Origin of the sequence: Pseudomonas sp. NPDC087615 (genome assembly GCF_044743445.1) — a bacterium.
GTDB classification, from domain to species: domain Bacteria; phylum Pseudomonadota; class Gammaproteobacteria; order Pseudomonadales; family Pseudomonadaceae; genus Aquipseudomonas; species Aquipseudomonas baetica_A.
Genome location: NZ_JBIUWM010000015.1, coordinates 60,433 through 81,298, shown reverse-complemented (window position 1 = coordinate 81,298; position 20,866 = coordinate 60,433). Strand labels below are relative to the sequence as shown.

At 60.0% G+C, this 20,866-nt stretch carries 22 protein-coding genes; 10 read left to right on the top strand and 12 right to left on the bottom strand.

What is annotated here, in order from left to right; genetic code table 11:
- Window positions 1-44: 44 nt before the first annotated feature.
- Entirely contained in the window at window positions 45-803 is a 759-nt protein-coding gene (locus ACIOU6_RS10125; protein WP_401135837.1) for an ArsR/SmtB family transcription factor, read from the bottom strand.
- 78 nt (window positions 804-881) lie between these two features.
- Here ACIOU6_RS10125 and ACIOU6_RS10120 point away from each other — a divergent pair, with 78 nt between their 5' ends.
- On the top strand, window positions 882-1,991 hold the full coding sequence (locus ACIOU6_RS10120) for a cytochrome P450 (RefSeq protein WP_221733619.1): 1,110 nt from the start codon (window positions 882-884) through the stop codon (window positions 1,989-1,991).
- Here the strand turns inward: ACIOU6_RS10120 and dmeF are convergent.
- The 4 genes from dmeF to ACIOU6_RS10100 all read right to left on the bottom strand — a co-directional run bounded on the left by dmeF (window position 1,988) and on the right by ACIOU6_RS10100 (window position 5,301).
- Window positions 1,988-2,917, bottom strand: coding sequence for a CDF family Co(II)/Ni(II) efflux transporter DmeF (gene dmeF / locus ACIOU6_RS10115; protein ID WP_401135833.1), 930 nt, complete (start codon window positions 2,915-2,917; stop codon window positions 1,988-1,990). The genes ACIOU6_RS10120 and dmeF overlap by 4 nt on opposite strands.
- An 11-nt stretch (window positions 2,918-2,928) precedes the next feature.
- Window positions 2,929-3,204: a metal/formaldehyde-sensitive transcriptional repressor gene (locus ACIOU6_RS10110; protein ID WP_042559693.1), complete on the bottom strand. Its 276-nt coding sequence runs from the start codon at window positions 3,202-3,204 to the stop codon at window positions 2,929-2,931.
- Window positions 3,205-3,379: 175 nt separating this feature from the next.
- Window positions 3,380-4,699: an Nramp family divalent metal transporter gene (locus ACIOU6_RS10105; RefSeq protein WP_401135830.1), complete on the bottom strand. Its 1,320-nt coding sequence runs from the start codon at window positions 4,697-4,699 to the stop codon at window positions 3,380-3,382.
- A gap of 62 nt (window positions 4,700-4,761) precedes the next feature.
- Window positions 4,762-5,301 (bottom strand): chalcone isomerase family protein, encoded by a 540-nt coding sequence (locus tag ACIOU6_RS10100; RefSeq protein ID WP_221733622.1) that lies wholly within the window; start codon window positions 5,299-5,301, stop codon window positions 4,762-4,764.
- Window positions 5,302-5,446: 145 nt separating this feature from the next.
- Between ACIOU6_RS10100 and ACIOU6_RS10095 the strand changes: the two genes are divergently transcribed.
- Together ACIOU6_RS10095 and ACIOU6_RS10090 are read left to right on the top strand one after the other, a co-directional pair.
- Window positions 5,447-6,220 carry a hypothetical protein gene (locus ACIOU6_RS10095; protein WP_221733623.1) on the top strand — a complete coding sequence of 258 codons (774 nt, stop codon included), beginning with the start codon at window positions 5,447-5,449 and terminating at the stop codon, window positions 6,218-6,220.
- A gap of 84 nt (window positions 6,221-6,304) precedes the next feature.
- Entirely contained in the window at window positions 6,305-6,868 is a 564-nt protein-coding gene (locus ACIOU6_RS10090; protein WP_221733624.1) for a hypothetical protein, read from the top strand.
- Here ACIOU6_RS10090 and ACIOU6_RS10085 read toward each other — a convergent pair.
- The 4 genes from ACIOU6_RS10085 to ACIOU6_RS10070 all read right to left on the bottom strand — a co-directional run bounded on the left by ACIOU6_RS10085 (window position 6,858) and on the right by ACIOU6_RS10070 (window position 10,522).
- Window positions 6,858-7,574 (bottom strand): alpha/beta hydrolase, encoded by a 717-nt coding sequence (locus ACIOU6_RS10085; protein WP_401135826.1) that lies wholly within the window; start codon window positions 7,572-7,574, stop codon window positions 6,858-6,860. The two genes, ACIOU6_RS10090 and ACIOU6_RS10085, sit on opposite strands and share 11 nt — an antisense overlap.
- A gap of 186 nt (window positions 7,575-7,760) precedes the next feature.
- A complete protein-coding gene (locus ACIOU6_RS10080) occupies window positions 7,761-8,873 on the bottom strand; it encodes a succinylglutamate desuccinylase/aspartoacylase family protein (RefSeq protein ID WP_221733626.1) in 1,113 nt (370 codons plus the stop codon).
- A 196-nt stretch (window positions 8,874-9,069) separates the two neighbouring features.
- On the bottom strand, window positions 9,070-9,849 hold the full coding sequence (locus ACIOU6_RS10075; RefSeq protein WP_221733627.1) for an ABC transporter substrate-binding protein: 780 nt from the start codon (window positions 9,847-9,849) through the stop codon (window positions 9,070-9,072).
- 244 nt (window positions 9,850-10,093) lie between these two features.
- Complete coding sequence (locus ACIOU6_RS10070; protein WP_401135822.1) at window positions 10,094-10,522, bottom strand: rhodanese-like domain-containing protein; 429 nt, start codon at window positions 10,520-10,522, stop codon at window positions 10,094-10,096.
- Between the two features lie 102 nt (window positions 10,523-10,624).
- Here ACIOU6_RS10070 and ftrA point away from each other — a divergent pair, with 102 nt between their 5' ends.
- A complete protein-coding gene (gene ftrA / locus ACIOU6_RS10065) occupies window positions 10,625-11,599 on the top strand; it encodes a transcriptional regulator FtrA (RefSeq protein WP_221733629.1) in 975 nt (324 codons plus the stop codon).
- Between the two features lie 148 nt (window positions 11,600-11,747).
- On the opposite strand, the gene ACIOU6_RS10060 is transcribed toward ftrA, so the two are convergent.
- The gene (locus tag ACIOU6_RS10060; protein ID WP_221733630.1) at window positions 11,748-12,086 is read right to left on the bottom strand and encodes an FKBP-type peptidyl-prolyl cis-trans isomerase; all 339 of its coding nucleotides are present in this window, start codon (window positions 12,084-12,086) and stop codon (window positions 11,748-11,750) included.
- 163 nt (window positions 12,087-12,249) lie between these two features.
- Between ACIOU6_RS10060 and ACIOU6_RS10055 the strand changes: the two genes are divergently transcribed.
- Complete coding sequence (locus tag ACIOU6_RS10055) at window positions 12,250-13,329, top strand: diguanylate cyclase domain-containing protein (protein ID WP_401135819.1); 1,080 nt, start codon at window positions 12,250-12,252, stop codon at window positions 13,327-13,329.
- Between the two features lie 9 nt (window positions 13,330-13,338).
- On the opposite strand, the gene ACIOU6_RS10050 is transcribed toward ACIOU6_RS10055, so the two are convergent.
- Complete coding sequence (locus tag ACIOU6_RS10050) at window positions 13,339-13,644, bottom strand: RcnB family protein (RefSeq protein ID WP_221733632.1); 306 nt, start codon at window positions 13,642-13,644, stop codon at window positions 13,339-13,341.
- A 246-nt stretch (window positions 13,645-13,890) separates the two neighbouring features.
- On the opposite strand from ACIOU6_RS10050, the gene ACIOU6_RS10045 reads away from it, so the two are divergent.
- The 4 genes from ACIOU6_RS10045 (at window position 13,891) to ACIOU6_RS10030 (ending at window position 17,835) form a co-directional block, all read left to right on the top strand.
- Window positions 13,891-14,487, top strand: a complete 597-nt coding sequence (locus tag ACIOU6_RS10045; RefSeq protein WP_401135815.1) for a LemA family protein — start codon at window positions 13,891-13,893, stop codon at window positions 14,485-14,487.
- 23 nt (window positions 14,488-14,510) lie between these two features.
- Window positions 14,511-15,386 (top strand): M48 family metalloprotease, encoded by an 876-nt coding sequence (locus tag ACIOU6_RS10040; RefSeq protein ID WP_401135812.1) that lies wholly within the window; start codon window positions 14,511-14,513, stop codon window positions 15,384-15,386.
- A 375-nt stretch (window positions 15,387-15,761) separates the two neighbouring features.
- Window positions 15,762-17,054: an MFS transporter gene (locus ACIOU6_RS10035; RefSeq protein WP_401135810.1), complete on the top strand. Its 1,293-nt coding sequence runs from the start codon at window positions 15,762-15,764 to the stop codon at window positions 17,052-17,054.
- Window positions 17,055-17,067: 13 nt separating this feature from the next.
- Complete coding sequence (locus ACIOU6_RS10030) at window positions 17,068-17,835, top strand: substrate-binding domain-containing protein (RefSeq protein ID WP_401135807.1); 768 nt, start codon at window positions 17,068-17,070, stop codon at window positions 17,833-17,835.
- Here ACIOU6_RS10030 and ACIOU6_RS10025 read toward each other — a convergent pair.
- Window positions 17,825-18,739, bottom strand: coding sequence for a LysR family transcriptional regulator (locus ACIOU6_RS10025; protein ID WP_401135804.1), 915 nt, complete (start codon window positions 18,737-18,739; stop codon window positions 17,825-17,827). The two genes, ACIOU6_RS10030 and ACIOU6_RS10025, sit on opposite strands and share 11 nt — an antisense overlap.
- Window positions 18,740-18,990: 251 nt before the next feature.
- Here ACIOU6_RS10025 and ACIOU6_RS10020 point away from each other — a divergent pair, with 251 nt between their 5' ends.
- Window positions 18,991-20,799, top strand: coding sequence for a monovalent cation:proton antiporter-2 (CPA2) family protein (locus ACIOU6_RS10020; RefSeq protein WP_221733637.1), 1,809 nt, complete (start codon window positions 18,991-18,993; stop codon window positions 20,797-20,799).
- Window positions 20,800-20,866: the final 67 nt, after the last annotated feature.

Below are 20,866 nucleotides of genomic sequence, written 5' to 3'. Positions count from 1 at the left end.
GCACAAGCTGCAAAAACAGATCAAAAGATCGCAGCCTACGGCAGCTAAAGGGGAACGCTGTGATCTGCAGGCGTTGCCGCGACTTGCGATTTTTTGATCTTTGCTTGCGCCGCCAACTCGATACCGAATCGCGCACTGAGCGCTCTGTGCCCCGCCGCTGTCAGCGCCAATGCCCGACTGTCCAGATCCTGCGTCACCCATTTGCGCTCCAACGCTGTTTGCAGCAGCGCAGCGCCCAGCGAACCCCCCAAGTGCGGCCGGCGCATGCTCCAGTCCAAGCACGGGCAGGCAAACTTGCGGCGCAGTGCATTCAAGTCCTGCACTTCAATACCCAACCCTGCAAATAACGCCGCGCCACTGTCACTCAAGCGATACGCCTGCTCGTCGGTTTCCACCAGCCACCCGGCATCGATCAAACGGTCATGCAGCAACACCGCCAACGTTCCGGCCATGTGGTCGTAACAGGTGCGGGCAAATTGCAGGCGATCCGGCGTGTGCGGCTTGAAGGTCGGCGCGGCGCTCTGGCCAATCACCATCAGGGCTTCCAACGCCCGGGCGACGCGTTTGTCGGCGAGGCTGTAATAACGATGGCGGCCCTGCACATGCAGACGCACCAACGCCAGATCCTTCAGTTTGCTCAGGTGCGCGCTGGCGGTGGACGCACTGACTTCGCCGATAGCCGCCAGCTCCGTGCTGGTGCGGGCGTGACCGTCCATCAGCGCGCAGAGGATTTTCGTCCGGGCCGGTTCCGCGATGGCGGCGGCCACTTGCGAGACGCCGATGTCTTGATGTTCTGCGTGCATATTTCGCTCCCCGACGAATCATCGCCGTTACGGTCTGGAGATAGTAGCAACACTTTCCCCTCCGACAAGGCTACAAACATGGACCCGATCATCGCTGCGACTCATGCCGACCCCTACCCGTATTACGAAACACTGCGCGCCGAGGGTGGGCTGATGTTTCATCCCGAACTGAAATTGTGGGTCGCCAGCACAGCCCGTGCAGTTTGTGCGGTACTGGCTCATGCCGAGTGTCGGGTGCGTCCGGCACACGAGCCGGTGCCCAAAGCGATTGCCGAGGGCATGGCCGGTAAAGTCTTCGGCCAGTTGATGCGGATGAACGAGGACGAACACCAGCGCTGTCCACGTTCGGCCATCGAGCCGGCATTGACGCTGATCAACAGCGGTGAAGTTCAGGCGTTGGTGAACGCACGCCTGATCTGCGCGAACGCCGATGGCGTACACAAAGCCATGTTCAGGGGGCCGGTCTGTGTAGTCGCGGTGTTGCTCGGGTTCGCTCCCGCACAGGCTCGGGCAATCAGTGAGTTGACCGGGGATTTTGTCGCGTGCCTGTCACCGTTGAGCAATGACGTGCAACTGGCGGCCGCCCACGCAGCGGCGCAGCAGTTGCACGGATATTTCACTGAGTTGCTCGCCGGCCCGCGGGAGCAAACGACTTTGCTGGCCGGCATCACGCAGCGATTCGAGGGGAGCGAGCAAACCCTGATCGCCAACCTGATCGGTCTCTGCTCACAGACGTTTGAAGCGTGCGCAGGATTGATCGGCAATGCGCTGGTGGCTTTGCGGCGAGCGCCAGCGCTACGCACAGCCTCCATTGAGGCGCTACTGGCTGAAGTGCAGCGCTTCGACCCTGCGGTGCAGAACACCCGGCGATTTGTCGCGACCTCCTGCGACATCGACGGGATTCGCCTTGAGGCGGGCGAGGTGATTGTGCTGCTACTGGCCTCGGCCAACCGTGATCCTGCACTCAATGAAAACCCCGACCGGTTTGCACTGGATCGCCCCAACCGCCGCAGTTTCAGTTTTGGCAGCGGTCGCCATCAGTGTCCGGGGCAAGCGCTGGCGATGACGATTGCCAGCGCAACGGTCAAGGCAATCGTCGATCTCGGCATCGATCTTGATCGCCTGAGCTGGCACTACCGCCCTTCTCTTAACGGGCGCATTCCACTGTTCAGCGAGGTACAGCGTTAGGCGCTGTGCAATTCGATGGTCAGGTGCGATAGCTCATGCACCGGCGCCAGCCGTTCGCGAACGGCCTCAGCGGTGATACCTGCACTTGCCACCACGCTGACAATCGCCGCCCGCGCCTGCGGGCCGACCTGCCAGACGTGCAGATCGCTGATCCGCATATCGCCCGAGGTTTCCAACAACTCTCGGATTTCGGCGGCCACCGGCTCATCGGTGGCGTCGAGCAATACGGCAGCGCTGTTACGCATCAGGTTGTAGGCCCATTTGGCGATGACAATGGCGCCGACAATACCCATGGTCGGGTCCAGCCACACCCAGCCGAGATAGCGCCCGGCCAGCAACGCGGCAATCGCCAGCACCGACGTCAGGGCGTCGGCCAGCACATGGACGTAAGCCGAACGCAGGTTGTTGTCGTGATGGTGATGATGATCGTGACCGTGGTCGTGGTGATGCCCATGGTCATGACCGTGGTGCCCCATCAGCAAAAAAGCGCTGACCAGATTCACCGCCAGCCCCACCACTGCAATCACCGTCGCCTCGCCAAATGCCACGCTGGTGGGCTGGAACAGCCGCACAATGGACTCACCGGCAATCGCCAGTGACACCAGACCGAGCACCATGGCCGAGGCGAATCCTGCCAGGTCACCGACCTTGCCGGTACCGAAACTGTAGCGGCGGTTGTTGGCATTACGCCGGGCAAACCCGTAGGCCGCCGCCGCAATGCCCAACGCGCCGGCATGGGTCGCCATGTGGAAACCGTCGGCCAACAGCGCCATGGAACCGGTGATGTAACCTGCGGCGATTTCGCCAATCATCATCACAAAGGTCAGCACCACCACCCATAACGTGCGACGGGCATTGTCGTCGTGGGAGGCGCCAAGAAACTGGTGATCGTGGCTGAACGGGTCAGCCTTGGAGGTCAGGGTCATGATATGGCGCTCTATTTGGAGTAGCGACGGATGGCTTGCAACAGGTCTTCTGCGCCTTGGGCACGCGCCTCGTCGCTGAGATCAGGATGGGCCACATGTTCGCGGGTGTGGGCTTCGATGAATTGCTCCATCAAGCCATTGACCGCGCCGCGAATCGCCGCCACCAGGTGCAACGTCTTGGCGCAGTCGGCGTCCCCTTCCAGCGCCTTCTCCACCGCTTGAACCTGTCCGGCAATGCGCCTTACGCGGTTAAGCAGTTCGTCTTTGTGTTCGTGGATGTGCGACATACCTATACCCCCTACCCCTATATGGCGGGCATATTCACCGATTGCATCGGCAGAGGCAAGGTGGTTGTGGAAAGAGGAGACGAATGGACCTCACGGCAAGCCTCAAACGCCCCCCCTACATCGCATGGGCGGGCTTGCTCGCGAAGGTGTTCGAATTGATTACTCAGTCAGACGCTCAGACCGCCAACTGCAAAATCAGCCAGCTATTGGCCCCGCTGATCAGCACAAACAAGCCCCACGCCAGCACACGGGTCGGCCAGCGGTTCACGAATGGCCCCATCAGTTTCTTGTCGTTGGTCATGCGAATCAGCGGATACAAGGCAAACGGCAGTTGCAGGCTCAACACCACCTGGCTGAGCACCAGCAATTTGCCCACTGCGCCGTCACCCATGAGCCAAACACCCATGAACGCCGGAATCAGCGCCAGTCCTCGAGTGATCAGCCGCCGTTGCCAGCAGGGAATCCGCAGATTCAGGTATCCCTCCATGATCACCTGGCCGGCGATGGTGCCGGTAAAGGTCGAACTCTGCCCAGACGCGAGCAACGCCACACCGAACAGCACGCTGGCCAGCGCGCCGCCAACCAGTGGGTCCAGCAAGTGATAGGCATCCTGGATCTCTACTACGTCGGTATGACCGGACTGGTGAAAAGCGGCCGCCGCGAGGATCAGAATCGCCGCGTTGACCAACAACGCCAACGCCAGCGAACCGATGGTGTCGATGCGCGCAAGTTTCACCGCGTCCTGTTTGCTCGCCAGATCCTTACCGATCATTCGTGTCTGCACGATGGACGTGTGCAAATAAAGGTTATGCGGCATGACGGTGGCACCAAGAATGCCGATTGCCAGGTACAACGGCGCGGCGTCGCTGATGGCGGCCAGTGACGGTTTGAAGCCCTGAGCCACGTCCGGCCAGTACGGCTTGATCAGCAACAATTCAACGAAAAAACACACGCCAATGGTGGTGACCAACACCAGCATGATCGCTTCGAGGCGGCGGAACCCGCGATTCTGCAGGGCCAACACCAGCAACGTATCGAACGCTGTCAGCGCGATACCGAAAGTCAGCGAACAACCAAGCAACAAGTGAAACGCCAGCGCGCAACCAAGGACTTCGGCAAGGTCAGTGGCAATAATCGAGATCTCCGCCAACACCCATTGCAGCCGCGCCGTCGGGGTGCTGTAGCGCTCGCGGGACAATTGCGCCAGATCGCGGCCGGTGGCGATGCCCAGACGCGAACACAGGCATTGCACGACCATGCCTGCCAGACTCGCCAGCAGCACGACAAACAGCAGGCTGTAGCCAAACCGCGAACCCGCTTCGATTGCCGTCGCCCAGTTGCCCGGATCCATATAGCCGATCGACACTAGCAAGCCAGGGCCGGCGAAGCGCAGCACGCGCTTGAAAAACGAGGCATTGGGATCTACCGCAACGCTGCCAGCCACTTCCGGCGGGCAAAACGGCGCGGTGGCGATTTTGGGCAAGCTGAATTTCACGCACACATCCAGAAACAAGTCGAAAGACGCAGCTTAGACGTTTCGCCCCCTGTGATGAAAGCTCAAGATCCGGCCACACCCAGTAGTTGCTGACGCAATTCGGGACTGCGTGTACGTGGACTCAACCAGATATCAAAAAATGCGCGGGCGAACTGCGGGTCGTCGATTTCGTGCTGCAACTGTTGGCCAACAAAAAACCGCGCCCCCTGCCCCGGCAAATAAACCCCGGTAATGCGGGTGCCTGCGCGGACGTCGACGAACGCCTGCTGCATCTGCGTCTGCCAGACGGCCAGTTGCGCCGGGCTGATGGAAGAACCCGCCAGACGTTTGATCTCATCAACACTGGCCTCGACCAGATCGTCGCGAGAAATCTTGCGCAGGTAGATCAGCTCCAGGGCAAAGGGCTGCCCGTCCACCAGAGGCTGCGCGGCGCTCCACAGCCGCGCGTTATAAACGTCGAAACCGAACACACTGAAATCACCGGTGCCGATGATTTTGGCGCCAGGCACTTCGTCCTGCCAGTTGGCCCAGGCAGGTGCCACCAGCAAGGCCCACAAGCCGATGGCGCAGCACCCACGCCAGACATTCTGTGTTCTGCTCATCACGTCATCGACTCCGGCAAACCCTGATAGACGAAGCATAGCCTGTATGCCTCCGAGACTTTGTATACAAAAAATACCCACGTGTGCAGCAATCCACTGACAGCGATGCTACCGTGACCGCCTCTCACCGGACGGAGACACCTGCGTGCTGATCCTCAAGTTGCTGTTGATTCCCGGTTTTCTGCTGCTGATATCTTTGGCGGGTAAACGCTGGGGGCCGAGCGTGGCCGGGTGGCTGTCGGGGTTGCCGGTGGTCGTTGGGCCGATCCTGTTTTTCCTCGCCATCGAACAGGGCGCGCCGTTTGCCGCGCAATCAGCGGTGGCCGCTTTGTCAGCGATGTTCGCGATGATTGCGTTCTGCATCACCTACGCGCAGGTCGCGCAGCGGGCCAACTGGCCTTGGGCGTTGAGCATTTCCCTGACGGTCTGGGCCTTGCTGGCGCTGGTACTGTCACTGATTCCGGCATCAATGCCGTTTTCGGTGCTGGCGGCGGCGGTTGCCCTACTGGCGGCGCCCTACCTGTTTCCCAACGTGCAGCCGCCGCTCAGCAGTCCGGTTCCGAAGTCGGACAGATTGATCTGGCGGATGCTCGCCGGCGCTGCGCTGACGCTGGTGGTGACCATGCTCGCAAGTACCGTCGGCGAACGCTGGAGCGGCCTGCTTGCGGTGTTCCCGGTGCTTGGCAGTGTGATGGCGGTGTTTTCCCAGCAAACCCGTGGCCCTGAATTTACCGCCGCGCTGCTACGGGCGACCGCGACGGGGATGTATTCGTTTTCGGCGTTTTGTCTGGTCTCGGCACTGACATTGCCGAGCCTGGGCCTTGGTGGATTTGCCTTGGGAGTGGCGGTGTCGGTGGCGATGCTGGGCGTCACCAAGCGGCTACTGGCCCGCCCCGCCCCCAGGCAACAGACGCAATAACCCGTCAGACGAATCGCGCTGGAATGCCCTGCATGCTCCGTGGGATGATCGCCCGCCTCGCGCGACCATTCACCGGAGATTCCCATGTCATTGCTGAGCAAAAAAGCCGTCGTCCTGTTAGTCGCGGCTGTCGCCGGTCTAGGCGCCATCAACGCTCAGGCGGCCAAGCCCAAGGAAAAAGCCGCCACCGAGAAGGTCTCGATGCTGGGCGGCAAGTTCACCTTCGTGCTGCCCAAAGGCTTCGTTGCCGACCCGCTACCCGCTAGCCCGACCGGCGCCAAGGGCACCATGTACACCAACCAGGCGACTAAAACCGTGGTCATCGCCGCCGAAAACCAGATTCCCGAAGGCAACAACGTCAAGGACAACGACAGCGAGTTCCTCGACGGTAGCGTCTCTGACTTCATCGACGCCCAGCGCAAAGCCTTGCCAGACTTCAACAAACTCAGCGAAAAAAGCCTGACCCGCAAAGGCACTGGTCTGGGCCTGCGTCAGGTCGACAGCACCGCCACCCAGGGCGGCGGCCAGACGCTCAACACCACGTTGATGGCCGGTTCCGGTACGAAGATGGCACTGGTCCAGGTGATCTCGCGGGTCAGCGACAAGCAAGGTCACGATGCGCTGGTGAAAACCATCCTCAAGGATTGAGCTGCTGCAACCAGCCATTCAGATCCCGCAGTTCGGCCGCGCTGATGCTGTGGCCGACCCCGGGATAAGCGTGAAACTGCGGTGTGTACTTGAGCTTCTGCAGCCGCTCGTTGGCGGCCGTGCCGTCGCGATACGGCACGCGATCATCGGCGGTGCCATGGCCGATGAAGATGCTCAGCGGCAGCGGTTGTTGTTCAGGCTTGAGCTCGGTTTTCAACACCGGCAATAAACGCCCGCTCAACGCCGCGATGCCGCCCACGACCACGGGTGGGCGCAGTCCCACCTCGTAGGTCATCATGGCGCCCTGACTGAAACCGATCAGGTACACCTTGTCCGGCGTGGTGTGATATTTCTTCGCCGCTTGCGCGACAAAATCCCTTAGCTTCTGACCGCTGACCTTCAGATCATCAGTCTCGCCGTTGTAGGCGCCTTCGCCTTTTTTGCGAAACCACTGGAATCGCCCTTCACCCAACGCCAACGGAGCCTGCACGGAGAGGTAGTTGTACTGCGCCGGCAGCTGGAATTTCATGCCGATCAGATCGGCCTCGTTACTGCCGTAGCCGTGCAGGAATATCACCAGCGGACGCGGATCGGCGTCTGGGTGAACTTGTTCGATGTACTTGAGCGGCAGATCGCTTTGCAGAGTGGTTTGAGCCTGAACAGCGCTGGACGCCAGCAGGGTCAACAGAGCAAACACCTTCAACATAAGTTTTCCTTCACGGGGTGCAGGGTTTGGGGTGAGCCTAACACCCTGAAGCGAGGTTCCAAATGACGGGGGGTTGCTGATGTCGCCTTCACTGGCAAGCCAGCTCGCACAATAATCTGTGCCACTCACAAAACCCGTGGGAGCGGGCTTGCTCGCGAAGAGGACCTTGAACACAGCAAAAATCTGTCAGTCGTTCGTCAGTTTGCCCGTGCGAAACGGCACTCGCCCCGCCACTTTCGCCTGCCAAATGCCCGGCTCGGTATAGCGCCCGCGATCAATCGCAAACAATACCCCGCTGGTGCCGGCGTGGATCGTGGTCACACGATCCTGCAACGGATCAACCACTTCAAACAACGCATCGCCCTTCTCTACCCACTCGCCCGCATTGCGCAGGAAACTCACCACACCGTGGTGCGGCGCGAACAGGTATTCGGTGCCTTCGAACGGCATGCCTTCACAGCACTCTTTCGGCGTTGCCGGCCATTCGCCGCTGATGAACCCTTGTTCGGCGAGAAACCCGAGAATGGCCTCGCAATTGGCCTGGGCCTGATCGACGCGTGTATCGCCCATGCTGCCCAACTCCAGCGTTGTCGCGAGGTTGGCCGGTGGAATCGCCGCGTTGGGGAACGCCCGCGCCAGGCGCAACCAGGGCGTCGAGCAGGACTCATCGAACGAACTGCCGCCGGAGTCCTCACACAGCAACGCCACGCCAGCCTTCAACCGCGCCGCCAGCGATTGCCACCGCGGCCAGTGTTGCGGCAACGCGTAGAGGTGAATCGAGGCTTCAAAATCGCAATGCAGGTCGAGGGTGATGTCGGCATCACAGGCATGGCGCAGCAACAACCGGTGCAGCGCTTCCAGTGGCGAGGCCGGTGCCGGCAGGTCATCGAAGACCTGGCCCATGGCCTGGCGAATCAGCGCGATGTTGGCGTCAGCATCGGCGCCCAATTGATCACCGATCAACGCCGCCACCGGGGCGCTGAGCTCGACGAAGGCACGGTTGAAATTCTTGCCGCTGCCCAGTTCGAAACGGCCCATGTGCGCGCCTTGCAGGTGTTGATCCAGGCCGATCGGGTTGGCCACCGGCACCAGCTCAACCACACCTTGCAAACGGCCTTGGGCTTCGAGTTCGTTCAGGCGTTGTTTGAGCTCCCACGCAGTGCGCATGCCTGGCAGTTCATCGGCGTGCAGGCTGGCCTGAATGTAAACCTTGCGGGTGCCGGCGCCGTAACGAAACACGCTGAGGGAACGTTCGCTGCCCAGGTGGCTCCAGGGCAGAACATGGTCGATGCGTTGCATGGGTAACTCCTGAATAACGGATCACTGAGATCCCCTGTGGGAGCGGGCTTGCTCGCCAATACGGTGTATCAGCCAACGAAGCGGTTGAATGTCAAACCGTATTCGCGAGCAAGCCCGCTCCCACAACGTTCTCGTGTTGATCAGAGCGTAAAAAAGTGGCCACCGCGTTAACGGGGCCACTTTTTTCTACGGCGTATTAATGGCCGTACACGTCAAAGTCGAAGTACTTGTCCTGCACTTGCTTGTACTTGCCGTTGGCGCGGATTTCGGTGATGGCCTTGTTGAATTGCTCAGCCAGCGCGGTATCGCCCTTGCGCACTGCAATACCGGCGCCGCCGCCGAAGTATTTGGCGTCTTCATAGGTCGGGCCGACGAATTCGAAGCCTTTGCCGGCGTCGGTTTTCAGGAAACCGTCGCTCAGGTTGACCGAGTCGGCCAGCATCGCGTCGAGGCGACCGGAGACCATATCGAGGTTGGCTTCCTGCTGCGAGCCGTAGCGCACCAGATCAATACCGGCCGGGACCAGCACTTCGGTGGCGTAGCGGTCGTGGGTACTGGCACGCAGTACGCCGACTTTCTTGCCTTTGAGCTCGGTCAGCGGGTCTTTGACACCTGAACCTTCCTTCATCACGAAACGTGCAGGCGTGTGGTAGTACTTGATGGTGAAATCGACGTTTTTCTTGCGATCGTCAGTGATGGTCATCGAGGACAGGATCGCGTCGATCTTCTTCACTTTCAGCGCCGGGATCAGGCCGTCGAATTCCTGCTCGACCCAGGTACATTTGACTTTCATCTGCTCACACAGCGCATCGCCGATATCCACGTCGAAGCCGGCGAGTTTGCCGTCAGGGGTTTTCATCGAGAATGGCGGGTAACCGGCTTCGATACCGATGCGGATCGGCTTGGCGTCTTCGGCCACAGCGGTCAGGGACAACATCGACAGTGCCAGGGCACCAAACATCACTAGCTTCTTCATTTATAACTCCTGTGTGCGGAGGCTTTTATTGGCAGCTTCGATTCAACGTTCGGTCATGGCCAGTTAACGGCAAAAAACCGAAGTGGCCGGCAGTCTATGGCGGCGCGCACAGGGCAAATTGTTTTTAAGCGACAAATACTTACAGAAGATCGGCGCACCGGCTGACCGGGGTCAACAGGTGCGCCGTCGTGGTGCAAAGGCTGTAGGACAAGCGCTGCTTTCGTTCAAAAAATCTTGAAAAGCGTCAGCATTCGCAACCGAGTGACACTGCGGCAACAGACGAATCACTGAGCGAAAATCCCTCATCCAGCCAGCCGGTCACGCCGCCGATCATTTCCTTGACCGGGTAACCCAGCGCCGCCAGTTTCACCGCTGCCTTGTTGGCGCCGTTGCAATGTGGTCCCGCGCAATAGACCACGAACAGCGTGTTTTTCGAGTAGCTCGCCAACCCTTGAGCCGTCAGCAAACGCCCCGGCATATTGATCGCGCCCGGCACATGGCCACGCTCGAAAGCCAACGGTCCGCGCACATCAACCAATACAAAGTCGACCTCACCGGCCTCTTGGCTGCTGAATACGTCGGAACAATCGGTTTCGAAGGTCAGACGGTTGCTGAAATGCATCAGGGCAATCGCCGAGGTAGCGGCAGGAATTTCGCGAACAAGGCTGGGCATCGGGTATTGCTCCTTCATCTGATCGGGTATGAACAGACTTTATCGAGCCGCAGCCTGCCGCTACAGTGGCGGACAAGACACTCATCGGGAATTTTCCGCCAAATGCCAACATCACCAGGTCTGGTCGCGATTCTGGCCTACGACGGCCTCTGCACTTTCGAGTTCGGCATCGCCGTGGAGATCTTCGGCCTGGCCCGGCCGGAGTTCGATTTTCCTTGGTACGAGCATGCGATTGCTGCGGTCGATCAAGGGCCGATGCGCGCCATGGGCGGGATTCAGGTGTTGGCCGACGGCGGTCTGGAACTGCTCGCCGAGGCACGCACCATCATCATTCCCGGCTGGCGCGACCGAAATGCGGCGGTGCCTCCAGCCTTGATCGATGCGTTACGGCAAGCCCATGAGCGTGGCGCTCGCTTGTTGTCGATTTGTTCCGGGGTATTTGTCCTGGCAGCCACCGGCCTGCTCGACGGCCACGGCGCCACCACCCATTGGCGCTACACCACGGAATTGGCGCAACGCTATCCGGCGATTGCGGTTGATCCGGATGTGCTCTACGTCGACGCCGGCCAGTTGATTACCTCGGCAGGCAGCGCAGCCGGCATCGACGCCTGCCTGCACCTGGTGGCGCGGGACTGCGGCACTCAAGTCGCCAACTCGGTGGCGCGACGCCTGGTGATGTCGCCGCAGCGTACCGGCGGGCAGGCGCAGTTCATTCCAACCCCGGTAAGCGCGACGCCACGCAACGATCTGTCGCGTGTTATGCATTGGGCACGCGAGCGTTTGCACGAGCCGTTGGAAGTGCGCGATCTGGCGAGTGAAGCGGCGATGAGTGAGCGCACGTTTTTGCGGCGCTTCAGCGAGGCCAACGGTCAGTCGCCCAAGGCGTGGTTGCAGCACGAACGTCTGGCCCGAGCACGGGAGTTGCTGGAAAGCACCGATCAACAGAACGAGCAAATCGCCGAGCGCTGTGGCTATCGGTCGGTGGAGAGCTTTCGCGTGGCATTTCGTGGCGTGGTCGGGGTGCCGCCGTCGGTGTATCGGGAGCGGTTTGGGCGTGGGAGCAAGGCGATTTCTTGAGATGGCCTTGAAGGGCTCTTCGCAAGCTCGCTGCCACAGGAATCGGTGGGGTTTGCGGATTTTGTGAACACCCTACAAACCTGTGGGAGTGAGCTTGCTCGCGAAAGCATCGGCACATGACTGCTGGAGTAACAGACGGGTGCGAGCCTCAATCCTCCCGCGTCAAAACCTCCAGCAACTCGATCTCAAACACCAGATTCGAATGCGGCGGGATCTTGCCCATCGTCCGCTCGCCGTACCCCAAATGCGCCGGCACCAGCAGTTTGCGTTTGCCGCCGACCTGCATGCCCATCAATCCTTGATCCCAACCCTTGATCACCCGGCCAGTGCCGATCACGCACTGAAAAGGTTTGCCCCGGGTGTGGGACGAATCGAACTCCGTGCCGTCTTCCAGCCAGCCGGTGTATTGGGTAGTGATCAGCGCACCTTTGACGGCGGCTTTGCCCTCGCCTACCTGAAGATCGATGACCTGCAGTTCATCATTCATGACATTCACTCTATTGTTCAACTGGCCGCCGTTTTCCCAGAATTGCCGGGTATTGGCAAGCCGTCAGCGACGATCAACGTGGTATCCGAACCGAGTGATGAACCCTTAACATAGCCAACCGCCATTACTTCCCGGATCGACTTGCCATGCTGGCAGCGCCCAAATGACTCAGCTCTTTATCAGCCTTGCCATCGGCGCGGTGATGCTTGCCGTCATCGCCCTGTTGATCTGGCGCGAGCGTGGTTTGCGCCAGCAGCTTGCCCAATACCGTGATCTGCTGACGCGCGCCGCCGAAGGCCGGAACATTCATCAGGACGGCGACGCCGAGCGTTTCAAGCGCAGCCAGTATTTCGCGCGGATCGGCACATGGGATTGGGAAGTCGACACTGACCGGCTGTACTGGTCAGACGCGATCTACGGCATGTTCGGTTTCAACATCGGCGAAGTGACACCCTCCTATGCGTTGTTCTGTTCCTGCGTGCATCCGGACGACCGCGTCAGGGTGCGCGCCGGCGAACTGCGTTGCCTGGAAACCGGTGAAAACCACGACGAGGAATATCGCGTGGTCTGGCCTGACGGCACGATTCGCTGGCTACGGGAAACCGGCAATGTGGTGCGCAATGAACACGACGCGATGATCAAAATGATGGGCGTAGTGCGCGACATTACCGAAGAAAAAGCCTCGGCCAGTTACCTCAAACACCTCGCCCACTTCGACCCGTTGACTGGTCTGCCCAATCGGCTGGTGCTTGAAGAACGGCTCTGCGAAGCGCTGGACCATGCGCGCCAGAGCTGCACGCGGGTGGCGCTGGTCTTCGTCGACCTCAACGGTTTCAAAACCATCAACGACCAGTACGGCCACGCTGCCGGCGACCGGGTTCTGATCACCACCGCCACTCGCCTGAAACGCATCCTGCGCGCCAGCGACACCGTCGCGCGCATCGGCGGCGACGAGTTCGTGGTGATCCTGCAAGACCTCGCACCCGGCATCAACCTGCAGGACGAAGCCCGCAGCATCTGCCAAAAGATCTTCATCGAACTGTCTCCACCGATCAGCATCGGCAACGACCAGCGCCATATCGGTACCAGCCTTGGCGTGGCGGTTTTTCCCGATCATGCGACGGCGATGGATCGGTTGCTGCACATTGCCGATCTGGCGATGTATGAGGCCAAACGCAGCGGGAATAATCAGTATCGGTTGGGTGAGGAAAGCCCTGCGCGTCTAAAGGCGCAGGGCTTTTGAATCCTGGGTTTAACGCGGAACCGGTTTCATCTCGACAATCGTGCCGTTGGTGATCATTACCATGACGTACTGGTCATTGATCTGCACCCACTGGGCCTGATCGACCGGTTTTTTCAGGCCCTTGGCTTTCCAGTCGAGGGCTTTCTCGCTGCGCTGATAAACGTCTGGTGCGCGGTCATTGACCTTCAACTCGCGGTCACTGACCGGAGATTGCACGGCGGGTTCGCTTGAGGTTTGCGCCGCTTGAACGAGTGGGCTGATCCCGGCGATGCCGGCGACGAGGGCCAGGCTGGCGATTAGGGTTTTGCTGTTCATCGGTGAACCTCCTGAGATGTCTGATACCTGAACTCCGACTGCGCGGTGCTGGAATCATTCCTTGTTTTTTTTCGGGGCTGGCTGGGGGATTGTAGTTGTCCGTCGGGACGCGATCGCAGGCAAGCCAGGCTCCCACAGGATGGCGCGATGTTCGAACGATGTGTAATCAGCTCGATCCACTGTCAGCGTGATTTTTTTGCGCTACCATGCCGCGCAAAATCGCACCGCGTGAACAAGGACATCACCGTGAAAACCTATCTCGTCGTCAGTCTGGTTTTGCTCGGACTCTGCGCCCTCTATGCCGTCAGCCTTTTCAACTCGCTGGTGGCGCGGCGAAATGAAATCAAGAATGCTTTCGCCCAAGTCGAAGTCCAGCTCAAGCGCCGTTACGACTTGATCCCCAATCTGGTGGCCGTTGCCAAGGGTTATATGGCCCACGAACGCGAAACCCTCGAAGCGGTCATCGCTGCGCGCAACGCTGCAGTGGCCGTACTTGAGGCCACGCAAGCGCAACCGCGCAACGCAAAAAACATCGAGCAGTTGGGCCAGGCGGACAGCACGCTCAGCAGCGCGGTGGGTCGGTTGCACCTGACGCTGGAGGCCTATCCCGATCTCAAGGCCTCGCAGAACATGCAGCAACTCAGTGAAGAGCTGAGCAGCACCGAAAACAAAGTGAGCTTTGCGCGGCAGGCTTACAACGATGCGGTGATGACCTACAACACCCTCAAACAGGGTTTCCCTGCGGTGCTGCTGGCAACCGGTTTCGGTCATGGTACCGATGCGGCTCCGCTGAAATTTGCTGACACGCTGGCCATCAAGGTCGCCCCGAAAGTCTCTTTCTAACCCTCGTTACCCAAGGACGGCCCATGAATTTTTTTGAAAATCAACGCAGGGCCAGACGCCAGACGACACGCTTGGTGAACCTGATGATCTTGTCGCTGCTGGCTCTGACAGTCCTCACCAGCCTGCCCTTCGTCTTCCATGGATTCGAAAATTACCTGAGCGGCACCGGCAGCCTGCTGGATGCGCTCATGGCGATGGCCGTCATTGCATCAGTGGTCAGCGGCATCGTTCTGATCGGCGGCCTGCTGAAATACCACGAACTGCGGGCGGGCGGAAAAGTGGTCGCCCAGAAACTCGGCGGACGGTTGATCAGCGACAACGGCAACACATTGGATGAGCAACGACTGATGAACATCGTCGAGGAAATGGCGATTGCCTCAGGTACCGTCGTGCCTGCGGTGTATGTGTTGCCGGAAGAAAGCATCAACGCCTTCGCGGCGGGGTTCACCCCCCAAGATGCGGTGATCGGCGTGACCCAGGGCGCAATTTCACTGTTGTCCCGAGACGAGCTGCAAGGAGTGATCGCCCATGAGTTCAGCCACATCTATAACGGTGACATGCGGCTCAACACTCAACTTGTGGCGGTTGTCTACGGCCTGCTGATCCTCGGGATTGCGGGCGCCTATATTCTCGCCAATCAACTCAAAAGTAATAAAGGTGAAAAACGTGATTCGGGGATCATGATTCTGCTGGGGGTTTTCGGTCTGGTGCTCTGCGTTGCCGGATTTATCGGTAATGTTTTCGGCAGCCTGATCAAGGCAGCAGTGAGTCGCCAACGCGAGTTCCTGGCGGATGCCAGCGCGGTCCAATTCACGCGCAATCCGCAGAGCATCGTCGGCGCCCTGAAAAAAATCGGTGCGCAAGGTTCATCTATCGGTGCTGCCCGAGCCGGTGAGTAAAGTCACTTGTATTTCAGCGCGGGCGTCTCGAACCCGCTGAGTCGCCTGTTCGCTACCCACCCTGAGCTGAACGAGCGCATCCGGCGGATTGATCCGCACTGGGATGGCAGCTTCACCGTTCGCAATGCCGCTGAGAAAGCAAACGGTCAGCAGTAGAGGCCGACAGGTTCAATGGATTGATTGGCGAAACTTATGCCATCGCTGGCAAGCCAGATCCCAGAGCGGTTCAGCGCCCCTCACTGATCCGCTTTGCGCATCAATCCATACCAACAATGCAATTAACAGATTGTTACACCTGCGCCACTATCCACCCCAATAAAAACCGTGCGCCGCTTCCCCGTAGCGCACGTCATAAAAGCGGTGGAGTACTTTGTCATGACAGCCTCAATCCCACACGGCGGCTCGCGGGCCGGCGCCATTTTCCGGGTGACCTCGGGCAACTTCCTCGAACAGTTCGACTTCTTTCTGTTCGGTTTCTACGCCACCCAGATCGCGGCGGTGTTCTTTCCGGCGAGCAGTGAATTCGCCTCTCTGATGATGACCTTTGCGGTGTTCGGCGCAGGCTTTTTGATGCGCCCACTGGGGGCCATCGTGCTCGGTGCGTACATCGATGACGTCGGTCGTCGCAAAGGGTTGATCGTTACGCTATCGATCATGGCCAGCGGCACGATATTGATCGTGCTGGTGCCCGGATACGAAACCATTGGCCTGTTCGCCCCCGCACTGGTGTTGATCGGACGGCTGCTGCAAGGCTTCTCGGCCGGTGCCGAATTGGGCGGGGTTTCGGTTTATTTGTCCGAAATCGCCACGCCCGGTCGCAAAGGCTTTTTCACCGCTTGGCAGTCGGCCAGCCAGCAAGTGGCAATCATCGTTGCCGCCGCGCTGGGCTACGCGCTGAACGCTTGGATGGCGCCGGACGTAATTGCCGATTGGGGCTGGCGTATTCCGTTTTTCGTGGGCTGCATGATCGTGCCGTTCATCTTTGTGCTGCGCCGTAACCTGGCGGAAACCGAAGCGTTTGCGGCGCGCAAACACCGCCCTAGCATGAAAGAAGTGTTCCGCACTCTCGGCCAAAACTGGGGCGTAGTGCTCGGTGGGATGCTGATGGTCGCCCTGACCACCACCGCGTTCTATCTGATCACGGTGTACGCGCCGACTTTCGGCAAAACCGTGCTGCACCTGAGCACCTCCGACGCACTGCTGGTGACCTTGCTGGTGGGCGTGTCGAACTTCTTCTGGTTACCGATTGGCGGCATGCTGTCCGACCGCATTGGCCGTCGCCCGTTGCTGATCGCCATGTCGCTGCTGGCGCTGGCCACGACTTATCCGGCGCTGTCCTACCTGGTGCAGGCACCGAGTTTCAGCCACATGTTGCTGTCGCTGTTGTGGCTGTCGTTTATCTACGGGATGTACAACGGCGCCATGATTCCAGCCCTCACCGAGATCATGCCCGTGGAGGTGCGCGTCGCCGGTTTCTCGCTCGCCTACAGCCTGGCCACCGCGATTTTTGGCGGTTTCACCCCAGCGATGTCCACCTTCCTGATCCAGTACACCGGCGACAAAGCCGCGCCGGGTTACTGGATGAGCATCGGTGCACTGTGCGCGTTGTGCGCCACCCTCTATCTGTATCGCCGCGCCGGCGGCCGTCTGCAACCTGCCGTTGCTTAAGGAACGTATCGCCATGAAAAAACTGTTCAACCTGACTGTCCTCGCCCTCCTCGCTTTCAGCGCACTGGCACACGCCGAAGAGGTACGGGTGATGACCTCGGGCGGCTTCACCGCCGCCTACAAAATCCTCGGGCCAAAATTTGCCGCCGCGACGGGCAACACGCTCGACACCATCCTTGGCCCGTCGATGGGCAAGTCCCCGGAAGCGATCCCTAATCGCCTGGCGCGCGGCGAACAGGCCGACGTGGTGATCATGGTCGGCTACGCGCTCGACGACTTGATCAAACAGGGCAAAGTCGACCCGGCCTCACGCGTTGAACTGGCGGATTCGCGGATCGGCCTGGCGGTGCGCCAAGGCGCGCCGAAACCGGACATCAGCAGCGTCGAAGGCCTGAAGAAAACCCTGCTCGACGCACAATCGGTGGCCTACTCCGACAGCGCCAGCGGCGTATACATCGAGCAGCAGTTGTTCAAGAAACTGGGCATCGAAGATCAACTGAAACCAAAAGCGAAGATGATCACGAAAATCCCCGTGGGCTCGGTCGTTGCCACGGGCGATTATCAGTTGGGCTTTCAGCAGGTCAGCGAGTTGCTGCCGGTGCCGGGGGTGAGTTTTGTGGCAAAGATTCCTGAGTCGGTGCAGTCGGTCACACGGTTTGCTGCCGGGATTCCAGTTGGCGCACAGCATCCGCAAGCAGCCAAGGCGCTACTCGCCTACCTCGCTGCACCGGCCGCCCAGGCTGACGTGCAGGCCACCGGGATGGATTCGGTCAAGCCTTGATCGTTGGCGGCTGGACTTTCATTTCCACCACCAGCCGCTCCAGTTCCAATGCCGCCGGGGTCAATGTGCGACCCCGGCGCTTGAGGATACCAACACTGCGCATCACTTGCGGGTCGGTCAATGGCACCCGCGTCAGGATCGGATGATCCGGCCCCGGAAGCGCCATCATCGGTACCGCCGCCACACCCAGACCGGCCTCCACCAGACCAATCATTGTCGTCACATGCCGGGTTTCGCAGATGCTTTGGCGCTGCGGCACCACACCGCTCAACGCCTGATCGAGCAGAAAACGATTGCCGGACGTCTTGTCCAGCGAGATGTAGTCCTGCTGATAGAACTCATCCCACGTCACGCTGTTGCGTCCGGCCAACGGATGATCACGCCGGCAGGCAACCACATAGCACTCCTGCACAAGCGGTTCAAAATCGACTTTGGCATCCTGTGTGCCCATAAAACTCAAACCGAAATCCGCCTCGCCGTTGACCACTGCGCTGAGGACGTCGTGAGCGCTGGAATCGAGCACTTTGACTTTGATCCGCGGGAACTGCTTGTGATAACGGGCAACCACCCGCGGCATGAAGTAGTAAGCGGCGGACGGCACGCAGGCGACAGTGACATGGCCCAATCGGGTCGAGGCAACTTCGCTGATCCCCAGCAACGCCACGTCGAGATCATCCAGCAAACGCTCGACACTGGGCATGAAACCGCGCCCGGCCTGGGTCAGGCTGACTTTGCGGGTGGTGCGTTCGAACAGCTTTACGCCAAGCGCGTCTTCGAGTTTTTCGATGCGCCGGCTCAGCGCCGGTTGCGACAGACGTACGGTGTCGGCGGCCTTGCGGAAACTGCCCTGTTCGACCACGGCGCGAAAGGCTTGCAAGTCGTTGAGATCGAAGTTGATGGCCATGGCAGGACTCGGCGGATTGATTCACAAAGATTATGAATGTAACCAATTGATGCAAATTATTACAGGCTTCACGAAGATCTCGCCGCGGGAGCGGGCTTGCTCGCGAAGGTGATGTGTCAGGTGACATCTATTTCAACCGACCCGCCGCATTCGCGAGCAAGCCCGCTCCCACAGTGGATCTTCAGTGGATTGGAGGTCTGCCTAGACCTTATCCTTGTCGCCCCCGCCGTACCGCTGTCAGGAGTCAATCAATGCCCCATGAAGGCAATCTGTTGCAAGCCGCTGTCGTGTTTCTGTTCGCGGCCGTACTCACCGTGCCACTGGCCAAGCGCCTGCAACTGGGCGCGGTGATCGGTTATCTGCTTGCCGGGGTGATCATCGGCCCGTCGGTGCTGGGCCTGATCGGCAATCCGCAAAGCGTTGCGCATATCTCGGAACTGGGCGTGGTGTTGCTCCTATTCATCATCGGCCTTGAGTTGTCGCCACGACGGTTGTGGGTGATGCGCAAATCGGTGTTCGGCGTTGGTCTGGCGCAGGTGCTGCTGACCGCCTCGGTAATCGGCGTACTGGCGCTCTCGGTCTTCGGCCAACCGCTCAACAGCGCGATTGTGCTGGGCCTTGGCCTCGCGCTGTCGTCCACCGCGTTCGGCCTGCAAAGCCTTGCTGAACGCAAGGAACTGACCAGCCCTCACGGGCGCTTGGCGTTTGCGATTTTGCTGTTTCAGGACATCGCCGCGATCCCGTTGATTGCGCTGGTGCCCATGCTCGCCGGCAGCGCTGAGAACACCAGTAGCGCCGAGAGTCTGAATCACGCGTTACAGGTACTCGGCGGGATCGCTGTGGTGGTGGTGGGCGGGCGCTATCTGCTGCGTCCGGTGTTCCGAGTGGTGGCGAAAACCGGCTTGCCGGAGGTGTCCACCGCCACGGCATTGCTGGTGGTGATCGGCACGGCGTGGTTGATGGATCTGGTCGGTGTGTCGATGGCGTTGGGGGCGTTTCTTGCCGGTCTGCTGCTGGCGGATTCGGAGTATCGCCATGAGTTGGAAGCGCAGATCGAACCGTTCAAAGGCCTGCTGCTCGGGCTGTTTTTCATCAGTGTGGGCATGGGCGCCAACCTTAGCCTGCTGCTGAATGCGCCATTCACGGTATTGGGGCTGACGCTGCTGCTGATCGGCCTGAAGCTGCCATTGCTGTTTGTGGTGGGGCGTCTGGCGGGTGGGTTGAATAGAGTCAGTGCCATTCGCCTCGGTATCGTCCTGGCTGCCGGAGGGGAGTTCGCCTTTGTGGTGTTCAAGATCGGCCGCGATCAGGGCCTGTTCGAGCCGCGCCTTTACGACTTGCTGGTGCTGACCATCACCCTGTCGATGGCGGTGACGCCGTTGCTGCTGTTGGTCTGCGCACGACTGGTCAGCCCCAAAGTGCAACCGGTGGAGGTGCCGGAAAAATTCCGTGAAATCCAAACCGATGCACCGCGCGTGGTGATTGCGGGCATGGGCCGGATGGGCCAGATCGTGGCGCGGATTCTGCGGGCACAGAACATCAAGTTCGTGGCATTGGACACCTCGGTGGAAACCATCGAACTGTCGCGCAGTTTCGGTGGCGTGCCGGTGTTTTATGGCGACCCGATGCGCCCGGAAATCCTCAACGCCGCCAAGGTCGGCGAGGCGGAATATTTTGTGATTGCCACGGATGATCCGGACACCAACATCAAGACCGCCGAGATCGTGCGCAAGCTCTACCCGCACATGAAGATCATCGCCCGGGCGCGTAACCGTCAGCATGTGCACCGCTTGGTGGATATCGGCGCTGAAGCGATTCGAGAGACGTACTATTCGAGCCTGGAAATGAGCCGGCGCACGTTGGTCGGTCTTGGGCTGACACACGCTCAGGCCGATGCGCGGATCAAGCGCTTCAAGCACCACGACGAACAGGTGCTGGAGGCGCAACACGCGGTCTACGACGACGCGGCCAAAGTCCTGCAAACCGCCCAGGAAGCCCGGGCAGAACTGGCGCGCTTGTTTGAGTCGGATCAGTTGGAAGAGGAATCGCGCCAGGCCTGAGAATCAGGCGCCGCGCGGGCCGCCATCGCGGGCAAGCCCGCTCCCACAGGGTTTCGCGTCGTGTACA